General features: G+C 36.5%; 18 protein-coding genes. 17 read left to right on the top strand and 1 reads right to left on the bottom strand.

Annotation, left to right across the window (positions count from 1 at the left end):
• Window positions 1-1,111 (top strand): peptide chain release factor 2 gene (gene prfB / locus NST00_RS14055; protein ID WP_184656240.1). Its coding sequence is split into 2 segments (ribosomal slippage): window positions 1-60 and window positions 62-1,111, totalling 1,110 coding nucleotides; the frame shifts between segments, so codons are not numbered across the junction.
• A 460-nt stretch (window positions 1,112-1,571) separates the two neighbouring features.
• Window positions 1,572-1,949 carry a hypothetical protein gene (locus NST00_RS14060; RefSeq protein ID WP_340710236.1) on the top strand — a complete coding sequence of 126 codons (378 nt, stop codon included), beginning with the start codon at window positions 1,572-1,574 and terminating at the stop codon, window positions 1,947-1,949.
• Here NST00_RS14060 and NST00_RS14065 read toward each other — a convergent pair.
• On the bottom strand, window positions 1,939-2,475 hold the full coding sequence (locus tag NST00_RS14065; protein WP_016839246.1) for a competence protein ComK: 537 nt from the start codon (window positions 2,473-2,475) through the stop codon (window positions 1,939-1,941). The genes NST00_RS14060 and NST00_RS14065 overlap by 11 nt on opposite strands.
• Before the next feature lie 356 nt (window positions 2,476-2,831).
• On the opposite strand from NST00_RS14065, the gene NST00_RS14070 reads away from it, so the two are divergent.
• The 15 genes from NST00_RS14070 to NST00_RS14140 all read left to right on the top strand — a co-directional run bounded on the left by NST00_RS14070 (window position 2,832) and on the right by NST00_RS14140 (window position 22,215).
• A complete protein-coding gene (locus tag NST00_RS14070; RefSeq protein ID WP_340710237.1) occupies window positions 2,832-3,071 on the top strand; it encodes an IDEAL domain-containing protein in 240 nt (79 codons plus the stop codon).
• Between the two features lie 220 nt (window positions 3,072-3,291).
• Window positions 3,292-3,750, top strand: a complete 459-nt coding sequence (locus NST00_RS14075) for a hypothetical protein (protein WP_340710239.1) — start codon at window positions 3,292-3,294, stop codon at window positions 3,748-3,750.
• Between the two features lie 544 nt (window positions 3,751-4,294).
• Complete coding sequence (uvrB, locus tag NST00_RS14080) at window positions 4,295-6,277, top strand: excinuclease ABC subunit UvrB (protein WP_016839248.1); 1,983 nt, start codon at window positions 4,295-4,297, stop codon at window positions 6,275-6,277.
• A gap of 135 nt (window positions 6,278-6,412) precedes the next feature.
• A complete protein-coding gene (gene uvrA, locus NST00_RS14085; RefSeq protein WP_016839249.1) occupies window positions 6,413-9,280 on the top strand; it encodes an excinuclease ABC subunit UvrA in 2,868 nt (955 codons plus the stop codon).
• A 194-nt stretch (window positions 9,281-9,474) separates the two neighbouring features.
• Window positions 9,475-9,960 carry an IS200/IS605 family transposase gene (tnpA, locus tag NST00_RS14090; RefSeq protein WP_168412743.1) on the top strand — a complete coding sequence of 162 codons (486 nt, stop codon included), beginning with the start codon at window positions 9,475-9,477 and terminating at the stop codon, window positions 9,958-9,960.
• 680 nt (window positions 9,961-10,640) lie between these two features.
• On the top strand, window positions 10,641-11,903 hold the full coding sequence (gene ltrA / locus NST00_RS14095; RefSeq protein ID WP_339289691.1) for a group II intron reverse transcriptase/maturase: 1,263 nt from the start codon (window positions 10,641-10,643) through the stop codon (window positions 11,901-11,903).
• A 289-nt stretch (window positions 11,904-12,192) separates the two neighbouring features.
• On the top strand, window positions 12,193-12,744 hold the full coding sequence (locus NST00_RS14100; protein ID WP_016839250.1) for an ECF transporter S component: 552 nt from the start codon (window positions 12,193-12,195) through the stop codon (window positions 12,742-12,744).
• A gap of 434 nt (window positions 12,745-13,178) precedes the next feature.
• Window positions 13,179-14,408: a DUF4097 family beta strand repeat-containing protein gene (locus NST00_RS14105; RefSeq protein WP_340710242.1), complete on the top strand. Its 1,230-nt coding sequence runs from the start codon at window positions 13,179-13,181 to the stop codon at window positions 14,406-14,408.
• Window positions 14,409-14,627: 219 nt separating this feature from the next.
• The gene (locus tag NST00_RS14110; protein WP_339289020.1) at window positions 14,628-15,080 is read left to right on the top strand and encodes a GNAT family N-acetyltransferase; all 453 of its coding nucleotides are present in this window, start codon (window positions 14,628-14,630) and stop codon (window positions 15,078-15,080) included.
• A gap of 635 nt (window positions 15,081-15,715) precedes the next feature.
• Entirely contained in the window at window positions 15,716-16,402 is a 687-nt protein-coding gene (gene ftsE / locus NST00_RS14115) for a cell division ATP-binding protein FtsE (RefSeq protein WP_016839253.1), read from the top strand.
• Window positions 16,392-17,291, top strand: coding sequence for a permease-like cell division protein FtsX (gene ftsX / locus NST00_RS14120; protein WP_026019136.1), 900 nt, complete (start codon window positions 16,392-16,394; stop codon window positions 17,289-17,291). The genes ftsE and ftsX overlap by 11 nt, the downstream gene beginning before the upstream one ends.
• 20 nt (window positions 17,292-17,311) lie before the next feature.
• Window positions 17,312-18,541, top strand: a complete 1,230-nt coding sequence (locus NST00_RS14125) for a murein hydrolase activator EnvC family protein (protein WP_016839255.1) — start codon at window positions 17,312-17,314, stop codon at window positions 18,539-18,541.
• 172 nt (window positions 18,542-18,713) lie between these two features.
• Window positions 18,714-19,295: a peroxiredoxin family protein gene (locus NST00_RS14130; protein ID WP_016839256.1), complete on the top strand. Its 582-nt coding sequence runs from the start codon at window positions 18,714-18,716 to the stop codon at window positions 19,293-19,295.
• Window positions 19,296-19,364: 69 nt separating this feature from the next.
• Complete coding sequence (locus NST00_RS14135; protein WP_339289016.1) at window positions 19,365-20,804, top strand: S41 family peptidase; 1,440 nt, start codon at window positions 19,365-19,367, stop codon at window positions 20,802-20,804.
• 244 nt (window positions 20,805-21,048) lie between these two features.
• Window positions 21,049-22,215: a PDZ domain-containing protein gene (locus NST00_RS14140; protein WP_339289015.1), complete on the top strand. Its 1,167-nt coding sequence runs from the start codon at window positions 21,049-21,051 to the stop codon at window positions 22,213-22,215.
• The last annotated feature ends 64 nt before the right edge of the window (window positions 22,216-22,279 follow it).

Genomic DNA, 22,279 nt, shown 5'->3' on the forward strand with positions numbered 1-22,279 from the left:
ATGGAATTATCTGATGTGCGAAATACTTTAGAAACTACAGCCGAAAAATTGGCGGATTTCAGGGGGTCTCTTTGACTTAGAAAACAAAGAAGCCCGCATTCAAGAATTAGAAGAAATCATGATGATGCCCGACTTTTGGGATGACCAAAATAAAGCGCAAAGCATCATTAATGAGGTAAACGGTTTAAAGGCCATCGTAAATGAATTAAATGATTTATTATCCACTCAAGAAAACTTAGAAATGACTCTTGAATTGTTAAAAGAAGAGCCTGATGAGGATCTTCAAGCAGAGCTTGTTCAGGAATTGAAAGAGTTTGAGGAGAAGTTAGAGAACTTTGAGTTACAGCTTTTATTAAGCGAACCATATGATAAAAACAATGCCATTTTAGAGCTTCACCCAGGAGCTGGAGGTACGGAGTCTCAAGATTGGGGTTCAATGCTTCTTCGTATGTATACACGTTGGGCAGATAAACATGGCTTCAAAGTAGAAACCCTTGATTATTTACCAGGCGATGAAGCGGGTATTAAATCGGTGACATTGCTTATTAAAGGGCATAATGCTTACGGTTATTTAAAGGCAGAAAAAGGGGTACATCGCCTAGTGCGTATTTCACCATTTGATTCCAATGGTCGCCGTCACACATCCTTCGTTTCTTGTGAAGTGATGCCTGAGTTCAATAATGAAATTGAAATCGAGGTTCGTCAGGAAGATTTAAAAATTGATACGTATCGTTCCACAGGTGCGGGTGGGCAACACGTTAACACAACGGATTCTGCTGTCCGCATTACGCACATCCCAACAGGAATTGTTGTTTCTTGCCAAGCGGAACGTTCGCAAATTAAAAACCGTGAAAAAGCAATGAACATGTTAAAAGCAAAATTGTATCAATTAGAGATTGAAAAACAGGAAGCAGAACTTGCTGCACTTCGCGGTGAACAAAAGGAAATTGGTTGGGGTTCTCAAATTCGTTCTTACGTGTTCCATCCATATTCGATGGTAAAAGATCACCGCACGAATGTGGAGACTGGAAATGTGCAAGCGGTAATGGATGGCGATATTGACTTATTCATTAACGCTTATTTGCGCTCTCAAATCACAGCGAAGAATTAAATGATATAAATATCAAAGTGTGCAAAATCATTTCATTGGTTTTGTGCACTTTTTATTTTTTATTAATTGTGTATTTTTTTCGGGTATAAGTCTTTTGGTGAGAGAAAATTTGATGATGTTTTTATTCCTCAAGGATTGTTATAGATAAAAAAATCCGATTGGTTGCATCGTTGCCAATCGGAAATGAAAAGGGTTTTGCAATTACTCCTTTATATAATGAAGTGCACTCATTAGAAATCATATCCTGATTCAAGCCTTTAAATAATTTATAAGCTTGAATGAACTGGATACAATTTCTTTATTTACTATATTTTCTAACTAATTTCACCGATTTTGTCAATAGCTGAGACAAATTTTTTTATAAGTCATTGCATTTTTCTTACGAAGATGTATTATAATATTAAAAGAACATACGTTCCCTTCTTGATGGTATCATTAAATTTAGTAGGGAGGAGTTTTTGTGGCGCATATTCCCATTGAAGCTGTCCCGTATTTGGAATCAGCAATCTATTTACCGATGCTGCTCATCGTTTTAGAAAAAGATTACGAGTTAATAGAGCGTGGACAATTTAAGCTAAAGCGCCCTTATGTCCACTTAATTGAAGAAGCAAAAAAATTGGCACAAAGAGATTTACAAGATGCAAAAGCATATTTAAAAAGCCATTATTTAAAAGTTGTCCAAGGTGAAAGAGATGAATTATTTACTGAATATCATTTTCATTACAAACAAATTTTAGAGGTTAGACGATATTCGAATATTCGATTGAGAAATCGGGTTGAAGAATTGCTAAATTTGTACTTAAATAAGGCATCACAAGCACATTCAGCTATTCAATAATTGCATTTTCTTTTTCTTTAGCAATCTGTAGAAGGCCTAATTCCTTATGAATGGCTTCCCTTTGTTTCAAAGCGAATTTCAGAAGCATTGTTGCACATACGTATTGAGTGCAAAAAGAAGGATAGTGTATTGGTAAAGTAATTTCATAATCATTTTTTAAAGTTATGATTGTACTATCTTCACATTTTTGTATGTTGATAATCGCGTGCTGAGCTATCCAAATATTTTTAGAAGAATAGGGTGATAAGAGCGGGAAAAAGGCGTAAGGTTGATCATAAGACAAAACGATTGGAAGTTTGTGCTTCTCCTTACCAAAAAACCTTTTTGAAAAGTCTGTTGATGCTTTGTAAGTAGTACCTAATTTTTTTAAAGTATCACCCACAAGCTTCAAAGGTTTTTTGTCAACGTAAAAAATGCCGAATTTGTCATAGACAAGCGAGCAATGTTTTCCCTTATGCTCTACAGGTTCAATTAAATACGTGTTAGGAGTTATGTAGTACCAATCAATTACCTCTGTATCTACCATAAAATTCACCCTTTCTAAAAAATTGGAAATTTTATAGTCTTATTATCATAATAATGAGAAAACGGGATAAAATCAACAAAAATTTGGAATATACAGAAAAAACTGACAAAATTTATTTTTGGGCGTTTTTTTGCGTCCAAAATTTAATTTTCACCCCTTTTCTAACTTTGGATGGAGGCAATATTCAAAAGGGCATAGATAAAAAATTGTACACATAAGTAATTTTTACACCTAAATGAAATGGGAAATAAAGTAGAATTTCCTAATATTATACTGCAAGAGTTTTATTTTTCTAAATATATTGAAAATTAACCCCTGATTTTTTATAATAGAAAAAAGGAATCGGGGTGATGTCGATGGATAAAAATAATTCATACGCAGATTTTTCTAGTGCAGCAGGTTCAAATCCAGTAGTAAACGATTCTGAAAAATTGTTAAATGAGATTTACGTAGATCTGTTTTTAAACAGATTACAAAGATTACATCGTATTGAGCAATTAAGGGAATTCATCGATCAAGCATTGGATGAAAGAAATGAAGAAGCGTTTTATAAGTATGTTGAAGAATTAATTGAATTGCAGGATTCATTGAATTAGGCATTTCCCATAAATGAGAAGTCGTCTATTGCACAAAAATATTCCATTAAAGAAGGAATATTTAGTTATTAAAAACAAAAAATATTGGCATATCAAGGTTTGAACAATGTTTACTTAAATTTTCAAATTGAATATTGGTGCATTTAAAATGAATGATTTTGGAGCTAAATGGGGCTATCTTTGGGGCTAAAAATATGGTGAGCGTGCCATGATGGTTTGAATGGATCGTATGATGCTTTCTTGCCGAAAACAGGTGCGCGCCTTGTATAATTCCTTCGAAGATAGCCTTTTATTGTTCACCAAATATTATGCTCTACCAAACAAAAGGAAGCATCTCTTCTGTTTGGTAGTATTTTCTCTCAAATTCACTATATCCAAGAATGAGGTGTTTTTTTATGTCAAGGTACTTGTTGAAATCGATAAGAACCTAGAAGAGCCAGCAACCTTTAAAAAAATTAAGGATTATCTATTTATTCAAGTGAATAACCCCATAGAATTAGCGTGTCTCTTAAAACTGAGTCTTAGAGGGTATGAACAAACTATAATCTATTTACCAGAATTAAAGGTGATTGCTTGGGTAAATGAATTAATTGTTTCTCTATATTATCAAGATGAAAAATCTAGGAAGCTTATTGAGACGATTACTACAACTGAAGGATTATATTTAAGAAAAAAATAATGTTATTTATTATTTGAACTATTTTTAACTGCTTGCTGTCCAGAAAATGAAGTGCTCCCAATTAAGTAGAAAGAGAAAAATCATTTCTACTTAATAGGGGGCTTTTTATTATGTCTTTTTATAAAAATCCAAAGGAATTGATATTAAATAAACAATATACATTCAAAAAGTACTTTAAAGGAAAGTTTTGAAAATACGCAGCTATTGGTGAAGCTGTATTTGATTCTTATTTTTCTCAACGACAATATACAAAGGAACAAAAAATAAAAGCTGTGGAGATTATTTGTCTAGAGAGTATTCCCTACTCGATACGAAATCAATAAATTTCAGGGAGAAATATTTAATGAAATAGGTGGAAAAGTATATCAGTCCTGTGCGTTTGTGAGAAAAATAGTCGTTGTGAGATTCATAATATTCACAATTACATCCAAAAAATGCTATCTAAGTGTACTCGATTTAAGAATATACGTTCGCAAAATGAATGATATTTACAATTGGATATGCTAAAATAGTCATACGATATATTGGGAAAGGACGATTGACTATGGCCGATACTTTTGAACTGCATTCTTCTTATAAGCCGAGTGGCGATCAGCCAAAAGCGATTGAAAAGCTTGTGCAAGGCATCAGAGAAGGGAAAAAGCATCAAACGTTGCTCGGGGCTACAGGAACTGGAAAAACTTTTACCATTTCGAACGTCATTAAAGAAGTTAATAAACCGACGTTGGTCATTGCCCATAATAAAACACTAGCCGGTCAATTATATAGCGAATTCAAACAATTTTTTCCGAATAATGCTGTAGAGTATTTTGTTAGTTACTACGACTATTATCAACCGGAAGCGTATGTGCCTCAATCGGATACATACATCGAAAAGGATGCCAGCATCAACGACGAAATCGATAAACTCCGACACTCTGCCACGAGCGCATTGTTCGAAAGAAGAGATGTCATCATCGTCGCATCGGTTTCATGCATCTATGGCTTAGGTAATCCAGATGAATATCGCGAGTTAGTCGTATCAATTCGTAAAGGAATGGAAATTGAGCGTAACCAGCTGCTCCGTCGACTAGTAGATGTTCAATATGAAAGAAATGATGTGAATTTTCAACGGGGAACGTTCCGAGTACGTGGAGATGTTGTGGAAATTTTCCCAGCCTCCCGAGATGAGCATTGCATTCGCATCGAATTTTTCGGTGATGAAGTAGATCGTATCCGAGAGGTAGATGCATTAACAGGAGAAATTATAGGAGAACGAAACCACGTAGCGATTTATCCTGCTTCCCACTTCGTAACTCGGGAAGAAAAAATGAAAAAGGCCATTGAAAACATTGAGAAAGAACTAGAAGAACAGCTTGAGAAATTTAGAGCGGAAGGAAAACTGTTAGAAGCACAACGTTTAGAACAACGAACAAAGTATGACTTGGAAATGATGCGTGAGATGGGCTTCTGCTCGGGAATTGAAAACTATTCCCGTCACTTAACATTGCGTGAGCCAGGGGCAACTCCGTATACGCTGCTTGACTACTTCCCTGATGATTTTTTAATCGTAATCGATGAAAGTCACGTTACATTGCCACAAATTCGGGGAATGTATAATGGTGACCAAGCACGGAAACAAGTATTAGTAGATTATGGTTTTCGTCTGCCTTCAGCATTAGATAACCGTCCGTTGAAATTTGAAGAGTTTGAAAATCATATTCATCAAGCCATTTATGTATCCGCAACTCCTGGCCCATACGAGAAAGAGCATTGTTCCGAAATGGTGGAACAAATTATTCGACCAACTGGGCTTCTTGATCCAACAATTGACGTTCGTCCAATTGAAGGACAAATTGATGATTTAGTGGATGAAATTCAAAAACGCGCGAAGAAGAATGAGCGAGTACTTGTCACAACATTAACGAAAAAGATGGCAGAAGATTTAACGGATTATTTAAAAGAGATGGGAATTAAAGTCGAGTATCTTCACTCTGAAATTAAAACTCTCGAGCGAATTGAAATCATTCGTGAACTGAGAAAAGGTACCTTTGATGTGCTTGTTGGCATTAACTTATTGCGAGAAGGGCTGGATATTCCAGAAGTTTCGTTAATCGCCATACTCGATGCCGATAAAGAAGGATTCTTGCGTTCGGAAACATCTTTAATCCAAACGATAGGACGAGCAGCACGTAACGCAAACGGACATGTCATTATGTACGCGGATACAATAACAGATTCGATGAGAAAAGCGATTGAAGAAACAAAACGTCGTCGATCCATTCAAGAAGCTTATAATAAAGAACACGGTATAACACCAAAAACGATTCGAAAAGAAATTCCTGAACTTATTCGTGCAACACAGACAGCAGAAGTAGAAGAAAAATATATTACAAAAGTAACGAAAGGTAAGAAATTAACGAAATCCGAATTGGATAAACTGATTGCATCCCTTGAACAAGAAATGAAAGAGGCCGCGAAAGCATTGGATTTTGAGCGCGCAGCTGAATTGCGAGATACGATTTTTGAATTAAAAGCAGAAAGGTGACAGACCACCGCCAAAAGCTTCACAAATTTGGAATTGCCAGTGGAAAGATGAATTTCCCGTACTGCTAAAAGTCTCACTACTTTAAGTGAAAAAGGTGCTGCACTAAATACATTTGAATTTAGAAAGGTGACGAGTGTGGAAAATAAACAAATTGTCGTGCGAGGGGCACGTTCACATAACTTAAAAAATATTGATGTAACGATACCGCGGGATCAACTTGTTGTCTTGACAGGGCTTTCAGGTTCCGGTAAATCATCGCTTGCTTTTGATACGATTTATGCAGAAGGGCAACGACGATATGTAGAATCATTATCCAGCTATGCCCGTCAATTTTTAGGGCAAATGGACAAGCCAGATGTTGATTCCATTGAAGGTTTATCACCGGCAATTTCCATTGACCAAAAAACAACAAGCCGTAACCCTCGTTCAACTGTAGGGACGGTTACGGAAATCTATGACTATTTGCGATTATTGTTTGCTCGGATTGGGAAGCCTGTTTGTCCAACTCATGATATTGAAATTACATCGCAAACGATTGAACAAATGGTTGACCGTATTATGGAATATCCGGAGCGAACTAGAGTGCAGCTACTTGCTCCGGTGATCTCCGGGAAAAAAGGGACTCATGCCAAACTCATTGAGGATTTGAAAAAGCAAGGATTTGTCCGTGTTCGAATCGATGGAGAATTGCGCGATTTAGACGATCATATCGAGCTAGATAAAAATAAAAAGCATAATATTGAAGTTGTCGTTGACCGAATTGTTGTAAAAGAAGGCATTGAAGTACGATTAAGCGATTCTCTCGAAACAGCCTTAAAACTTGCAGATGGTCGTGTGATTGTCGATGTAATGGAACATGAGGAACTATTATTTAGCGAACATCATGCTTGTCCGATATGTGGCTTTTCCATTGGGGAATTAGAGCCTCGCATGTTTTCATTCAATAGTCCTTTTGGGGCATGTCCAGAGTGTGATGGGCTCGGTTCCAAATTAAAAGTAGATATCGATTTATTGATTCCCGATTGGAATAAAACATTAGAAGAAAATGCTATAGCTGCTTGGGAATCATCAAGTTCCCAATATTATCCACAATTGTTGAAAGCGGTATGTAAACATTTCAACATTCCAATGGATGTGCCGGTATCCCAACTGTCGGATGAACAAATGGATATTATTTTATACGGTTCAAAAGATGAAAAAATCCACTTCCATTATGAAAGTGAATATGGCAGCGTCCACAACAAAGAAATTGTCTTTGAAGGAGTCGTTCACAATATTGAACGTCGCTATCGAGATTCTTCATCGGATTGGGTGCGTGAAACGATGGAGAAATTCATGAATGAGCAGCGATGTTCATCATGTAAAGGGCAACGACTAAAAAAAGAAAGCCTTGCTGTAAGGATTGACGGAAAAAATATTGCGGAAGTGACAAATTTATCTGTAGCGGAACTCTATAATTATTTTCTTAACATCCAATTTTCAGAAAAAGATATGCAAATTGCCCGCTTAATTTTAAAAGAAATTAAAGAACGTCTAGAATTTTTACTAAATGTCGGCTTGGAATATTTAACATTAAGCCGCACAGCAGGAACATTATCCGGCGGTGAAGCGCAACGCATTCGTTTGGCGACACAAATCGGTTCTCGGTTAACAGGCGTCTTATATGTGCTGGATGAACCGTCCATTGGTTTGCATCAGCGGGATAATGACAAATTAATTAATACGTTAAGAACGATGCGCGATATTGGTAATACGTTGCTTGTTGTAGAACACGATGAAGATACAATGCTTGCTGCAGATTATTTAATTGATGTCGGCCCTGGTGCTGGTTCTCGCGGTGGAGAAATTGTGGCAGCGGGAACACCTGAAGAAGTGATGAAAAATGAAAAATCCATTACTGGACAATATTTGAGCGGTAAAAAATTCATCCCTCTTCCTCGTGAACGAAGAAAGCCAGATGGTCGAAAAATTACAATTAAAGGCGCCGCTGAAAACAACTTAAAAAATATTAAGGTAGACATTCCATTAGGCATGTTTGTGGCGGTAACAGGAGTCTCAGGTTCTGGAAAGTCGACATTAGTCAATGAAATTTTATATAAAAAACTTGCACAGGATTTAAACCGTGCAAGAACAAAACCAGGGAAACATAAAGAAATTACGGGACTCGAACATTTAGACAAAGTAATTGATATCGATCAGTCGCCAATCGGCCGTACACCTCGCTCCAATCCAGCAACATATACAGGCGTATTTGATGATATTCGTGATGTCTTTGCAGCGACTAATGAGGCGAAAGTGCGGGGCTATAAAAAAGGCCGTTTTAGCTTCAACATTAAAGGAGGCCGTTGTGAAGCTTGTTCCGGTGACGGAATTATTAAAATCGAAATGCACTTTTTACCAGATGTGTATGTTCCATGTGAAGTGTGCCATGGAAAACGATATAATCGCGAAACATTGGAAGTAAGATACAAAGGCAAAAACATTGCAGAAGTTTTAGATATGACTATTGAAGAAGCAACAGTATTTTTCGAAAATATTCCAAAAATCCATCGAAAGTTGCAAACACTTGTAGATGTTGGGCTAGGTTATATGAAATTAGGACAACCTGCGACAACGATGTCAGGAGGAGAAGCACAACGGGTGAAGCTAGCTTCTGAATTGCATCGTCGTTCGACAGGTAAATCCTTCTACATTTTAGATGAGCCAACAACAGGTCTTCATGCAGATGATATTGCAAGGCTTTTAACAGTATTGCAGCGCCTTGTTGATAATGGAGATACGGTTCTTGTGATTGAGCATAATTTAGATGTAATAAAAACAGTAGACTATATTATCGATCTAGGTCCAGAAGGCGGAGATAAAGGGGGCACAGTCGTAGCAACTGGTACACCTGAGGAGGTTGCAGCCCATGAAAATTCCTATACAGGTCAATATTTAAAGCCTATTTTAGAGAGAGATCGTAAAAGAATGGAACAATTATTGGCGCAAATTGCGGATCAGTAAGCAAAAAGCGAGATATGAATAAGCAGCTCAAACGATAATAACGTTTGAGCTGCTATTTTTGTGTAAAAAAGAAAACCCCCTGCTAGGCAGGGGGTTCCGTATAGCTTACAGCGAGGTATTAAAAAAGATCCCACTTGATGCTAAAATAAATTTCGGTTCGCCAACCAAATTTTAGTACCAAGGAGGGACCTATTATGTCTTCTGACACAAATAGTTTAGCACATACCAAGTGGAATTGTAAGTATCACATTGTATTTGCACCAAAATATAGAAGACAGATAATTTATGGAAAGATAAAGAAAGATATTGGACAAATATTAAGACAACTATGTGAAAGAAAAGGCGTAGAAATAATTGAAGCTACCGCATGCAAAGACCACATACATATGTTGGTCAGTATCCCACCAAAATTAAGTGTTTCATCATTCGTGGGATATTTAAAAGGAAAAAGTAGTTTGATGATATTCGATCGACATGCCCATTTAAAGTATCGATATGGAAACAGAAAATTTTGGTGTAGAGGATTTTATGTGGATACGGTAGGTAGAAATAAAAAGGTAATTGAAGAATATATTCGAAATCAAATACAAGATGATATCATTGCAGATCAACTCAGTATGGAAGAATTCATCGATCCATTTACAGGTGAAGAGATAAAGCGAAAACCTAGGAAAAAATAAAAGAGACCCTTTAAGGGTCAGCTGGAAAAGTAGTGCAGTTGGCGAACCATTCGATGCCCCTTTAGGGGTTGGCCAGTAATAAAGGCTTCTAGCCGCAGAACAAACCACCCGTTCACACGGGTGGTTTTGATTGTGCGCCCGGCATGTACATGAACTATAGGGTGTAAGTCCCGAACCCCGAAGACAGAAGTAGAGGTTAGCCAAGAGCAAGGGTGTCCGTGGTGACGCGGAATCTGAAGGAAGCTGGAGGCAAAACACCGGTCCGAGGAACACGAACCTCATATAAGGCTAGGTATGATTGAGTGAGTTTGCAAAACAAAACAAAGCTCTTTCTGTCGAAGGTCATATCGAGTAAATGAGGCGGATAGATGGTGTGAAAGTGCATGTACTTACCCGGGGAGGTCTGGCGGATATGTGAAGTACTCTTCATAACCTACTTAGTGATAAGTAGCTGAACCGTCAGAAGTCAGCAGAGGTCATAGTATTAGTTGGTTTAGAACTACTAAGAAGGACCGAACAATTAAGAGAGAATAGCCCTTGGCATTCAGTGAGTCATGATGAACACAGAAAACGTAGTACCTCACTTGAGGAAGGAAGCGGTGAATCCCGTGGGGGACCTCTTGGAGGGTGGAGTGACCACTGGCATAAAGAGAACAGCTATTCACGGAAGGAGAATAACGATGCTTTTGAATCAAATCCTGTCACGGGAGAACATGCTTCAAGCACTAAAACGTGTAGAACAGAATAAAGGAAGCCACGGAGTAGATATGATGCCCGTACAAAACCTACGACAGCACATAGTCGAAAACTGGCTATCTATTAAGGAGGCAATTCTCAAGGGAACTTATGAACCAATGCCAGTCCGCAGAGTCGAAATCCCGAAACCTGACGGCGGTGTTCGTTTACTAGGAATCCCTACCGTAACAGACCGTTTGATTCAACAAGCAATCGCCCAAGTACTTTCAAAAGTGTATGACCCTACATTCTCTGAAAACAGCTACGGATTTAGACCAAACCGAAGTGCCCATGATGCGGTGAGGAAAGCGAAAGAATATATAAGAGATGGACATCGATGGGTTGTAGATATGGACTTGGAGAAATTCTTTGATAAGGTCAACCATGACAGATTAATGGGTACACTCGCGAAGAGAATCCAAGATAAACCATTACTGAAATTGATTCGTAAGTATTTACAATCGGGAGTCATGATTAATGGTGTGGTGTCAAGCACATTAGAAGGAACTCCACAAGGAGGACCATTAAGTCCGCTACTATCTAACATTGTACTAGATGAACTAGATAAAGAATTGGAAAGAAGAGGACACAAATTCGTTCGATATGCGGATGACTGTAACATTTACGTGAAAAGTAAACGAGCAGGACTTCGCACAATGGCAAGCATTCAACGATTCATTGAAGGAAAACTACGACTGAAAGTAAATGAAAAGAAATCAGCGGTCGACCGTCCATGGAAACGTAAGTTTCTAGGATTTAGCTATACCTATCATAAAGAGCCAAAGGTTCGTATCGCAAAAGAAAGCCTTAAACGAATGAAGAATAAAGTTCGTGAAATCACATCACGCAAGATGCCCTACCCGATGGAATACCGCATTCAGAAACTGAATCAATATCTAATGGGATGGTGTGGATATTTTGCGTTAGCAGACACCAAATCTATATTCCTTGAATTAGATAAATGGATTCGTAGAAGACTTCGAATGTGTCTATGGAAGAACTGGAAGAAACCGAAAACAAAGATACGCAACCTTATTCAGCTTGGCGTACCACAATGGCAAGCGTATGAATGGGGAAATACTCGGAAGAGTTATTGGCGTATTTCAAATAGTCCAATATTACACAGAACCCTTGGTAACTCCTATTGGAGAAACCAAGGGTTGGAAAGTCTTGAAGCTCGTTATGAAAACTTGCGTCAATTATCTTAATTGAACCGCCGTATACGGAACCGTACGTACGGTGGTGTGAGAGGACGGGAGTTAATCGCTCCCTCCTACTCGATTTCGTTTGGTAAATGTGAATGTAACGTTGACAAACGTCTTATTAAGTAAGTGCATTTTTCTTTGAATCAAATAATCAAAACCGAAAACGACGCTTGCATAAAAATACTTGCAAATCAAACTGACCTTGTAGTTTTTATAATAATTGACACTTTTATAGGTGCCAATCTTCTGCTAATGTAATGATAAATTTTATTACATCAGAGGGGTTGAAAAAATGCAGAAGACAAATACTCTTTCAAAACAACGTGGAAAAACGACCGATTTAGTCATTCAAGCAATGTTGGTTGCATTAGTTTTCATTTCTACGATATTTTTGAATATTAAGTTGCCCATTGCATCGAATGGAGGTCTAGTACATTTAGGAACTGCAATGCTATTTATTGCTTCTATCTTATTTGGTCCAAAAAAAGGTGCAATTGCGGGTGCTGTCGGCATGGGGCTATTTGATCTCGTTGGCGGATGGCTTGTTTGGGCTCCAATTACAATTATATCTAGAGCTTTACAAGGGTATATTGTTGGAAAAATTGCTTGGTCAAATGGAAGCCGTGGAGATAGCATTGCTAAAAATATCATTGCAACGATTGTATCCATTCCAGTGATGGTGGGGGTATATTACATCGGTGAAGCGATTATGTTTTCAAGTTTCATAATGCCGCTAGCTTCTATTCCAGGCGATCTTGTACAAAATGGAATTGGCATAATCATTGCAATTCCAGTTTGCATGGTACTGAAAAAAATTCCATATTTTGCTTCAATTACTAGATGATGAATGGCTAATATCGTTGTGCCATTGGCCGAAATAGAAGCAAAAGTGGCTAATAACTTACGGGAATAGTGCTAATATAGCAAAAGCAGAAGAAGCATTTTTTCTGGTAGGCCAATATCTTTGGGAAAGTGGCCAATTTTTTAACAACGAAGTAGCAATAACTGACAAGGTCTCAAAAGCAGAATCTACAAGTGTAGTTTTTCAGGAGCGCAATTTCATGATTCGAATTCAATAATAATATCACCTTCTATTGAAGTAAGCGGAAAACCCGCAGACAAAACTTCACTAGAAAATTTCAAAATTTCATAGAATAATGCCTCTCAAAATCGTTCATCATATCGTCATGCATTCCAAAATAAAACTTGATGAAAAAAGAAACTTTTTTGGGAATTCTAACGTATAAATGGTATAGAACATAGAGGGAGGCAGTAATTATGGATAATGAACGTAAGCGGATTATTAAATTAGTTGAAGAAGGTGCCATCTCTGCGGAAGAAGCCATCACTTTACTTGAAGCGTTAAATAAAAAACAAGAATCATCAGCACAAACTCAATCTCAATCCAGCGCAGTTTCATTACCACTTTCCAATGAAGAACAAAGTCACCAATCTCAACAGCAATCTACTACTGATCATTTCCAAAAAACAACTGGATTTGAAGATATTTTTGGGAAAAACTTTAACAATAAAGAATTTAATAAAAAGATGGACGAGTTCATGAACGAAATCAAAGAAGATTTGACCGAATTTTCAAGTCGTTTAATGGGCGTATTAGGGACAACGTTTAAAAAGCTGAAAGATTTTGACTTAGATTTCCCATTGAACAATACAAAAATCGATTTTGAAAAGCAATATTCCTTTAATGGTAATGAAGTGAGAGGAATTCAAATTGAAATTCCAAATGGGAAAGTGGAAGCTTTAAGATCTGAATCAAATGAATTGAAAGTCGTTGCGAAAGTCAAAACATTTATGGTTGAAAATGATGAAGAGAAAACAATTGCTGCATTTGAACGGGAGTTTGTAAAATTTGAAGATGGGAAACTAGAGTTAAAATGCTCATCTAAATTAACGCAAGTAAATATACGGATCATGATTCCTGAGAAAGAATACGATATTGTGTTAATGAAACTACTGAATGGCGGCGTTTCCATCAATGAGTTAAATGCTAAACTTGTGAAAATACGAACTTATAATGGCTCAATAAAATATATGGATGGACAATTTGAAAATGCCGATGTGCAATCCGGAAATGGTGCCATTGAAATTGTTCGCGTAAAAGGTGAAGATTTAGAAGTTCAAACAGTGAATGGCCGCATTTATGTAGATGGAGAGCTTCGAGAAGTAGAAGCGGAATCAGTGAACGGAGCAGTTATTGTGACAACAAATGATAAAAATGCTCGAAAAGTGAAGGCACAAACCGTTGCAGGGGCAGTGGAGCTATATGTTCCAAAAACGGTTTCCATTAACGGATCTGCAGCAACAAATGTAGGGAAAGTAGATCTTGGTCTATCTGATGTGATGACACGTATAGTAGAAGATCAATTCCTTACGAAGACAGTGCATTTTGATAAGATTATCGAAAATGCTCCTGTATTAAAAATGACTGGTGAATCCCGCACAGGAAGCATCATCATTCGATATACAACGATAGGCGGGGAATCCTGATATTTTCAGGGTTCCTGGCCTTTTTTATCATAAGCCCTAACAGAATGTTTATGGATTTAATAAAAGTAAGTTCAAATAGGAAACAAAAGAAATCCTTCGATTTTGAAGTGAAAAAAATAGACTGGTACCCATGAGAAATTGATAAGTAATGGGGGACAATATGCTGAAATATATAGGTTACGAGCTCAAAAATATAAATGATAGGAGAGTAGAAATAAATTGAGTATAACAGAGCTGAAAGTTTTTAGAGAGAGTGATATTGTAACGATTAAAGGATGGTTTGAAGATGCAGAAGTTCAACGTCGTTTGGAAGGCATGCAACCGCTATCCGAGTGGTATAATTATGTCGCAAGTAAAGAAGATTACCAAGTGTGGACGGCACTAGATGAAAATAAACAACCTATTGGAATCGTCATGGTAGAGCAAGAATCAAATTATGTTGGTTATATAGCGCTTGTAATTAACCCGATTTTGCGTGGCAAAGGATATGGTAAAGCCTTAGTAAAAAAAGTAATGTCTTTACCATCAACTCAATCTATTAAAAAATGGATTGCAAACATTGAGACAGATAACATTGCTTGCTTAAAATGTTTTGAATCGGTCGGATATTCATTTGAAAATTCGATACCGGATGAAGATGGTTATTATTCGCTTATTTATATCTCTAATTAAGTGGGGATAACGCATTTTAAAATTATAAATTCATACTGAAGGTGTTCAACTCACCTATTACCATATACATGCTCATCAGTATTTTAACCCAAAAGTCAGCCCAAACTTGTCCTGAAATCAAATATTCATTTTCATTTTTAATATAAAAACCTAAGTAAACATGGTTCAAACCTTGATATACAATATTTCTCGTGATTTTAATAACTACAATAGCTAAGAATCCTAAAGTTTCAAGGGTTCTTAGCCCTTTTTTATTTAGTCTACCTATAGCTTATAGGGGAGGAAAACACAAAATGGAATGTAAAAAAATGAATTGCTCATTTATAAAATTTTAAGAGTAAGCAAATATTTTTTTCAAAAAGTAATGAAACAATTTCTTCTTAAAAAATTTCTCGAAAAAGATCGAACATATGAAATCTATTCGATAAATTATTAATATTTTTTTGAAAATAGAAGGATTTTTTTTATTGATTATTGAATTAAATTTTCTGGTGCTTGCTTTTTTTTTTGCTAGTTTATTAGGAAATTGGTGAGTTTTGTTGAGGAATGAAACGAAAATGTAAAATTATGCGTTCTATAAAGTGATATAATATTAATTGGTGAATTTACTATAGATAGAACTTAGGTGAAAATTAATGATACATATGAAAGAAGTTTACAAAAAATACCCGAATGGTGTAGTAGCTGTAAACGGTATTTCTGTAGATATAAAGCAAGGTGAATTTGTTTATGTTGTCGGTCCCTCAGGGGCTGGGAAATCGACATTCATTAAACTTATGTATCGTGAAGAAGTACCTACTTCTGGAGAAGTCATCATAAATGGCGTCAATACATCAAAATTAAAGCGAAAGGAAGTTCCTCACTTTAGAAGGCAGCTTGGTATTGTGTTCCAAGACTTTAAATTGCTTCCAAAATTAACTGTTTACGAAAACGTTGCCTTTGCAATGGAAGTAATTGAAGAACATCCAAAAGTGATTCGTAAACGGGTTATGGAAGTGTTGGAACTGGTAGGGCTAAAACATAAAGTTCGCATGTTTCCAAGCGAATTATCCGGGGGAGAACAGCAACGAGTTTCGATTGCTCGATCCATTGTGAATATGCCAAAAGTTGTGATTGCGGACGAGCCTACAGGAAACCTTGACCCGGAAAACTCTTGGGAGATTATGAGGATCTTCGAAGAAATTAATACGATGGGAACGACCGTTGTCATGGCAACTCACAACCGAGAAATTGTCAATCAAATTCGCAAGCGAGTGATTGCAATTGAAGGTGGTATGATTGTAAGAGACGTTTTCGGAGGTGAATATGGTTATGAAATATAGAACCCTCCAACGTCATTTTCGAGAAAGTTTGAAAAGTTTGAGCCGTAACGGTTGGATGTCGATCGCTTCCATCAGTGCAGTTACTGTAACCCTTTTGTTAGTTGGTATTTTTGCATTGGTGATGATGAATTTAAATAATTTTGCAGACAATATTGAGAATGATGTAGAAATTCGCGTTTTGATTGATATTATTAACGATCCTGAAGAAATGAAGATTGCAGAAGATAAGTTGATTCGCCAAGTGCAAAGTTTACCGGATGTTGCAGAAGTAAAATACTCTTCAAAAGAAGATGAATTACAGATTTTAATAGAAAACTATGGTGAAGATTTTAGCTTATATGAACAAAGCAATCCATTAAGAAACGTATTATATGTAAAGGCAAAAGAGCCGGAACAAACAGCGAGTCTTGCGAAGAAAATCGAAAAGTTTGACCATACATATGATGTCATTTACGGAGAAGAAAAAGTTGAAAATTTATTTAATTTCCTAAATACTGGTCGCAATATTGGCCTCGTATTAATTTTAGGTCTTTTATTTACGGCGATTTTCTTAATCTACAATACAATTCGCATTACGATCATTGCTCGTCGTGATGAGATAGAAATTATGAAACTTGTAGGTGCAACAAGCTCTTTTGTACGAACTCCATTTTTATTTGAAGGATTGTGGCTTGGTTTATTTGGATCAATAATTCCAATGATTGTCGTATCTGTCGTTTACTATAACCTTTACCACAAATTGAGCCCAAAAATTCATGGCAAAATGTTACAACTATTAGAAGTAACTCCTCTAATCTATCAAGTGAATTTAATAATTTTAGCGCTTGGTATCTTTATAGGAGTTTGGGGTAGCTTCATGTCTGTACGAAAATTCCTGAAAGTCTATTAAGCTGAAGGAGGAACCATTTGATGGGGAACTATGTAAAACACCACTTCAAATTATTTGCTGCTCTAGTAGCTGTACTATTATTCATACAGATACCAGTTACATATGCAGCGAATTTGTCGGATTTAAAAAATAAACAAAGTCAAGTAGAGCAACAGAAAAAGCAATTGAATGCACAAATTCATCAAAAATCCAATGAAATTAAATCAAATCAATCCAAACAAGAACAATTGTTAGCTCAAATTGATCAGCTTGTGAATCAAATTTCGAAAACAAATGAAGAAATTAAACAAGTAGAAAAAGAGATTGGACAAGCAAATGAAAAAATTGAAGCTTTAGAAGAAGAAATTGAAGAGCTTCAGAAAAAGATTGATGAGCGAAATGCATTGTTGGAAGAACGGGCACGTGCTCTTCAAGCAAATGGTTCTGTCACTTTCTTAGATGTTTTGTTAGGTTCAAACAGCTTCGTTGATTTTATTGATCGTTTTTCAGCGGTCAATACATTAATTGAAGCGGATCGACAAATTATTCGTGATCAAAAAAATGACCAACAGAAACTAGAAGAACAAAAATTAGTTCTTGAAAATACGAAACGTAAACTTGAAGAACAACAATCAAAACTAGAAAATTTAAAAGCATCTTTAACTTCTCAAAAACAAGAAAAAAATAGATTGATTGATGAACTCGAACAAGAACAACAAAAACTATTAAACGAGAAAAAATTATTAGAAAAACAATATTCCGAGTATCTCGAAATCAGTAAAGAACTGCAAGAACAAATAGCAGAAATCCAAAGACAACAATTAAGTAAAGCTCAATCTGCAGGTAATTTACCAGTTTCAGATAGCGGATTTATGAAACCGACTAACGGTGTTTTAACAAGTGGTTATGGTTGGCGAAATCTTGGTTATGGTCCTGAGTTCCACTATGGAATTGACTTAGCAAATAGTGCAGGAACGCCAATTGTAGCATCTGCTGACGGAGTTGTGACATATGCTTCATCACTGAGTACTTACGGAAATGTTGTGATGATTACTCACAATATTAACGGTGAAATCTATACAACACTATATGCTCATCTAAGATCCTTTAATGTAAGTGTTGGGGATGTCGTGAAACAAGGGCAACAAATTGCTGAAATGGGCTCCACTGGTCGTTCCACAGGTCCTCACTTGCATTTTGAAGTTCATATCGGTACTTGGAGAGGACAAACTGCCGGCGTCCAAAACCCACTTCGCTATATTTCACTATAATGAAAGTATAAAGGCTGCATAGAAAGTATTGTTTTCTATGCAGCCATTTATTTTTATAGCTATTCAGTTATGGTTTTCATCATCTTGACATAGATTCTCCAGATGTACTCTGCTAAATTTATGTTATTCTATAAGTGGATGGGGTTCATTTGAAGTATTTTGGAGGGATTGAATGAACAACAAGAAGAAAGTGATAAGTGCATTGCTCATAATAGCATTAGTAGTTATTGCAGTTACTACGTTTATCAATAAAAAATTGGATATAAATAAAAATACCCTTGATGATAATATTCCAGGGTATGAAGTGAAATCCGACAGCCCCCAAAGTGTTGGGTTAGGAAAGCCTGCACCGGATTTTACTTTAAAAACTTTAGATGGGAATACAATGACTCTTTCTGATTTAAAAGGAAAAAAAGTGATATTAAATTTTTGGGCATCTTGGTGTCCACCTTGTAAAGACGAAATGCCTTATTTCCAAGAATATTATAAGAAATATGCAAAGAAAGATAATGTGGAAATTGTTGCAGTGAATCTTACTTTTAACGATAATTTAACCAATGTTGAAAACTTCGTGAAAAGCTATGATTTAACATTTCCAATTCTCCTAATGGAAGAAGAAGGATTAAATTTAACATATAAAATATACACAATTCCTTCCACATTCATGATTAATACAAAAGGCGAAATTGAAAAACAGATTTTAGGACCGTTAGACCTAGACACGTTAAGAGATTATATTACAAATTTAGAGTAAAAAAATCGCTCTTTTGCATGTGTTATTACTACTCGTTCTTACATAGATTGAACGAGAGGAGGAAAGTGAGTGCGAAAGAGTCGATTTTTTTTCATTTTGGCAATTGTTTGTTTGTTAGCTGCCATCATTGTGTATTGGAAAAGTGATATGAAATCCGAAACAGCAGTAAAAGGAAGCAATATCCCTGTAATTGACCAAGCTTTTTCACTCATAAAAGAAAAATCAGTTTTTGACACAAAAGATGAGGATTTGATTGAAGGCGCGTTAAGAGGAATGACGGAAGCAATTAAGGATCCGTACAGCACGTACTATACCGAAAAAGAAGCAGCCATTCATCGTCAGTCTTTAGCAGGACAACGGGTTGGTATAGGTATTGAAATTACAGAAAAAGATGGAAGATTTATCGTTGTATCTCCTGTTAAATCATCTCCTGCTGAAAAAGCTGGCATCCGTCCTTATGATGAAATTGTAGAAGTGGATGGTGTGCGTTTAGAGGGCAAAACCCTTGGAGAGTTGTTGCAATTAATTCAAGGGAAAGCTGGAGAAAAAGTAACCCTTGTTTTATATCGTCCAAGCACAGACAGGCACATTAAAGTAACTGTTGAGCGGGCAGAAATTGATAATCAAACGGTTTCATGGAAAGTGATTCCGGTTGATGATACAAAAATTGGATACATTTCCATATCAATGTTTGGAGAAGAGACCGTAGAAGAATGGATCGAAGCAACTGCGAGATTAATATCGGATGATGTAAAAGGGTTGATAGTTGATTTGCGCGATAATCCTGGAGGTTATTTACATAGCGTCGCTGGCGTCGTAAGTAGCATCGGGAAAGATGGAGAAGTTTTTGCTTATATGCAAAATGCAGAAGGAAAGCTTGAAGCAATTAAAACAACAAAACTTGACGCTGATGAGGACTATTTGAAGAAAATGAAAGTGATTCCTTTAGTTGTTCTCCAAAATGAAGGAAGTGCATCGGCAAGTGAAGTGATGGTAGGAGCGCTGAAAAGTTGGAATCGTGCAATTATCGTAGGTTTAAAAAGTTTTGGAAAAGGAACGGTTCAAGAAACTTATGATTTGGAAAATGGTGGAGAATTAAAATTATCAACGAACAAATGGCTTACTCCTAATCGAGATTGGATTCATGGAAAAGGAATCGAGTCAGATATCGAAGTGGAACAACATCCGCTGTTTGCAATGGAAATTACACCGCTGCGAGGCGAATTTGCTGAAGGAGACTATAGTGAAGAGATAGCCTACGTACAAAAGGTATTAAATGGATTAGGTTATAACATGGTGAGGACTGACGGATTTTATGATGAACAAACAGCAGAAGCAGTGGCCTCCTATCGACAAAAACATGATTTGAAGAGCGGAAGGCATATGGATGACGAGTTTTTTGCAAGCATTCGAGATCAAGTCGCTTTATATAAAGAAGATATGGAACATGATGTACAGTTGAAAATGGGCTTAAGTGTAATGCTTCATAAAATCAAAGGGGATATTTAACGTTTTGAAGGTGAGGCTGTCTAGAATACATTTCTAGGCAGCTTTTTGTATCAAAGATTTCCATAAATATTACCATATTTATCTTAAAAATGATAAACTATTTGTGAATTTTTTAAATTATCAGAAATGATGTGTGGTACATGATTTTATTTTATGTTGGAAGACGGGTATATTGATGCTACGCAAATTTTCATTCCTTTGATAAAATGAACAATAGTAGTAGTAGGAAACGGCGGTGGGATGAGTGATAGAGATATTAATAGAATTGTTCAGTGCAATCGGCAGAATGTTTTTAAATCCTCTATTGTATATTGCAATTTTTATGTCGATTTTTTTAGGATATGTACGAGTTAAAAGAGAGAGAAAACATTTCAATATCCGAATTTTATGGGGTTGGTCGGAATTTGCAGGCCTCATAAAAGAAGGGGTATGGTTAGCGCTCATTATTTCCGTCATTACCCTCCTTTTCGGATTGACTCAATCAGTTGAACTATTATTCTTTGTTACAGCTTTCAGTATCTTAGGACTTGTTCTTTATCAGTTTCATTTACTTTCACCAATCATTCTGTTTGCCTTGAGTATGGCTGCCATAATCTTGATGAATATTCAAAATTGGTCCTTTCAATTATTAGGGTTGACAATTCAAGGGGTAAACGTACTTGAAGGAACTGCGGTAACATGCGCATTGGTTGCAGGGTTATTGTTAATGGCGGAAAGTCGCTTAATGAAGAAATATGGATTGTATTATGCATCCCCGATTATCGAAAAGTCAAAAAGGGGATTACATGGCGTTGCTTTCTTCACGAAAAAAATTTGGTTGTTGCCGATTTTTTTCGTAATTCCTGGACAAGCAATTGATGCTTATTTTCCGTGGTGGCCACAATTTTCACTAAACCATCAACAATTTACATTGATTTTGTTCCCTGCTATCATCGGATTCCAGCAAAAGACGAGACGTTCATTGCCGTTAAATGTATATCCTAAATTATCAAGGGCGATTTTCATTTTAGGGGAATTGGTGCTAATCGGAGGACTTGTAGGATATTTTTATCCTATTGTTGCAGTTGTGACTGTATTAGTCGGCGCATTCCTTCGTTTAATAATCTCCTATATTTATAAAGTTCGAGAGCGTCGTGATGTCTATGCCGTTTCTGCGCGTCCAAATGGTGTGATGATTGCTGCTGTTTTACCGAACTCACCGGCAGAAAAAATGGGGCTTCAAGCAGGAGAGGTTATTCGCAAAGTAAACGGTATGGAAGTGCACAATGAATTGGAATTGTATAAAGCCCTTCAAATCAATGCGGCTCATTGTAAATTGGAAGTGTTAAATCATCAAAATGAATTGCGCTTAACGCAGCATGTTGTCCATAGTAAAGATCATTATCGCATTGGATTGTTAGTAGTAGAGTAACATACGAAATGGCTTAATTCTTCTTTATAGAGAATTAGGCCATTTTCGTTATGTTTGGGGGCCC

Origin of the sequence: Ureibacillus sp. FSL K6-0165 (assembly GCF_038004285.1) — a bacterium.
Taxonomy (GTDB): domain Bacteria; phylum Bacillota; class Bacilli; order Bacillales_A; family Planococcaceae; genus Ureibacillus; species Ureibacillus thermosphaericus.

Bases quoted from the DNA above. Each gene is read 5' to 3' on its own strand.
- NST00_RS14065 (WP_016839246.1), bottom strand. From the start codon at position 2,475: ATGGTAGATACAGAGGTAATTGATTGGTACTACATAACTCCTAACACG.
- NST00_RS14070 (WP_340710237.1), top strand. From the start codon at position 2,832: ATGGATAAAAATAATTCATACGCAGATTTTTCTAGTGCAGCAGGTTCA.
- NST00_RS14075 (WP_340710239.1), top strand. From the start codon at position 3,292: ATGGATCGTATGATGCTTTCTTGCCGAAAACAGGTGCGCGCCTTGTAT.
- uvrB (WP_016839248.1), top strand. From the start codon at position 4,295: ATGGCCGATACTTTTGAACTGCATTCTTCTTATAAGCCGAGTGGCGAT.
- tnpA (WP_168412743.1), top strand. From the start codon at position 9,475: ATGTCTTCTGACACAAATAGTTTAGCACATACCAAGTGGAATTGTAAG.
- ltrA (WP_339289691.1), top strand. From the start codon at position 10,641: ATGCTTTTGAATCAAATCCTGTCACGGGAGAACATGCTTCAAGCACTA.
- NST00_RS14100 (WP_016839250.1), top strand. From the start codon at position 12,193: ATGCAGAAGACAAATACTCTTTCAAAACAACGTGGAAAAACGACCGAT.
- NST00_RS14105 (WP_340710242.1), top strand. From the start codon at position 13,179: ATGGATAATGAACGTAAGCGGATTATTAAATTAGTTGAAGAAGGTGCC.
- ftsE (WP_016839253.1), top strand. From the start codon at position 15,716: ATGATACATATGAAAGAAGTTTACAAAAAATACCCGAATGGTGTAGTA.
- ftsX (WP_026019136.1), top strand. From the start codon at position 16,392: ATGAAATATAGAACCCTCCAACGTCATTTTCGAGAAAGTTTGAAAAGT.
- NST00_RS14125 (WP_016839255.1), top strand. From the start codon at position 17,312: ATGGGGAACTATGTAAAACACCACTTCAAATTATTTGCTGCTCTAGTA.
- NST00_RS14130 (WP_016839256.1), top strand. From the start codon at position 18,714: ATGAACAACAAGAAGAAAGTGATAAGTGCATTGCTCATAATAGCATTA.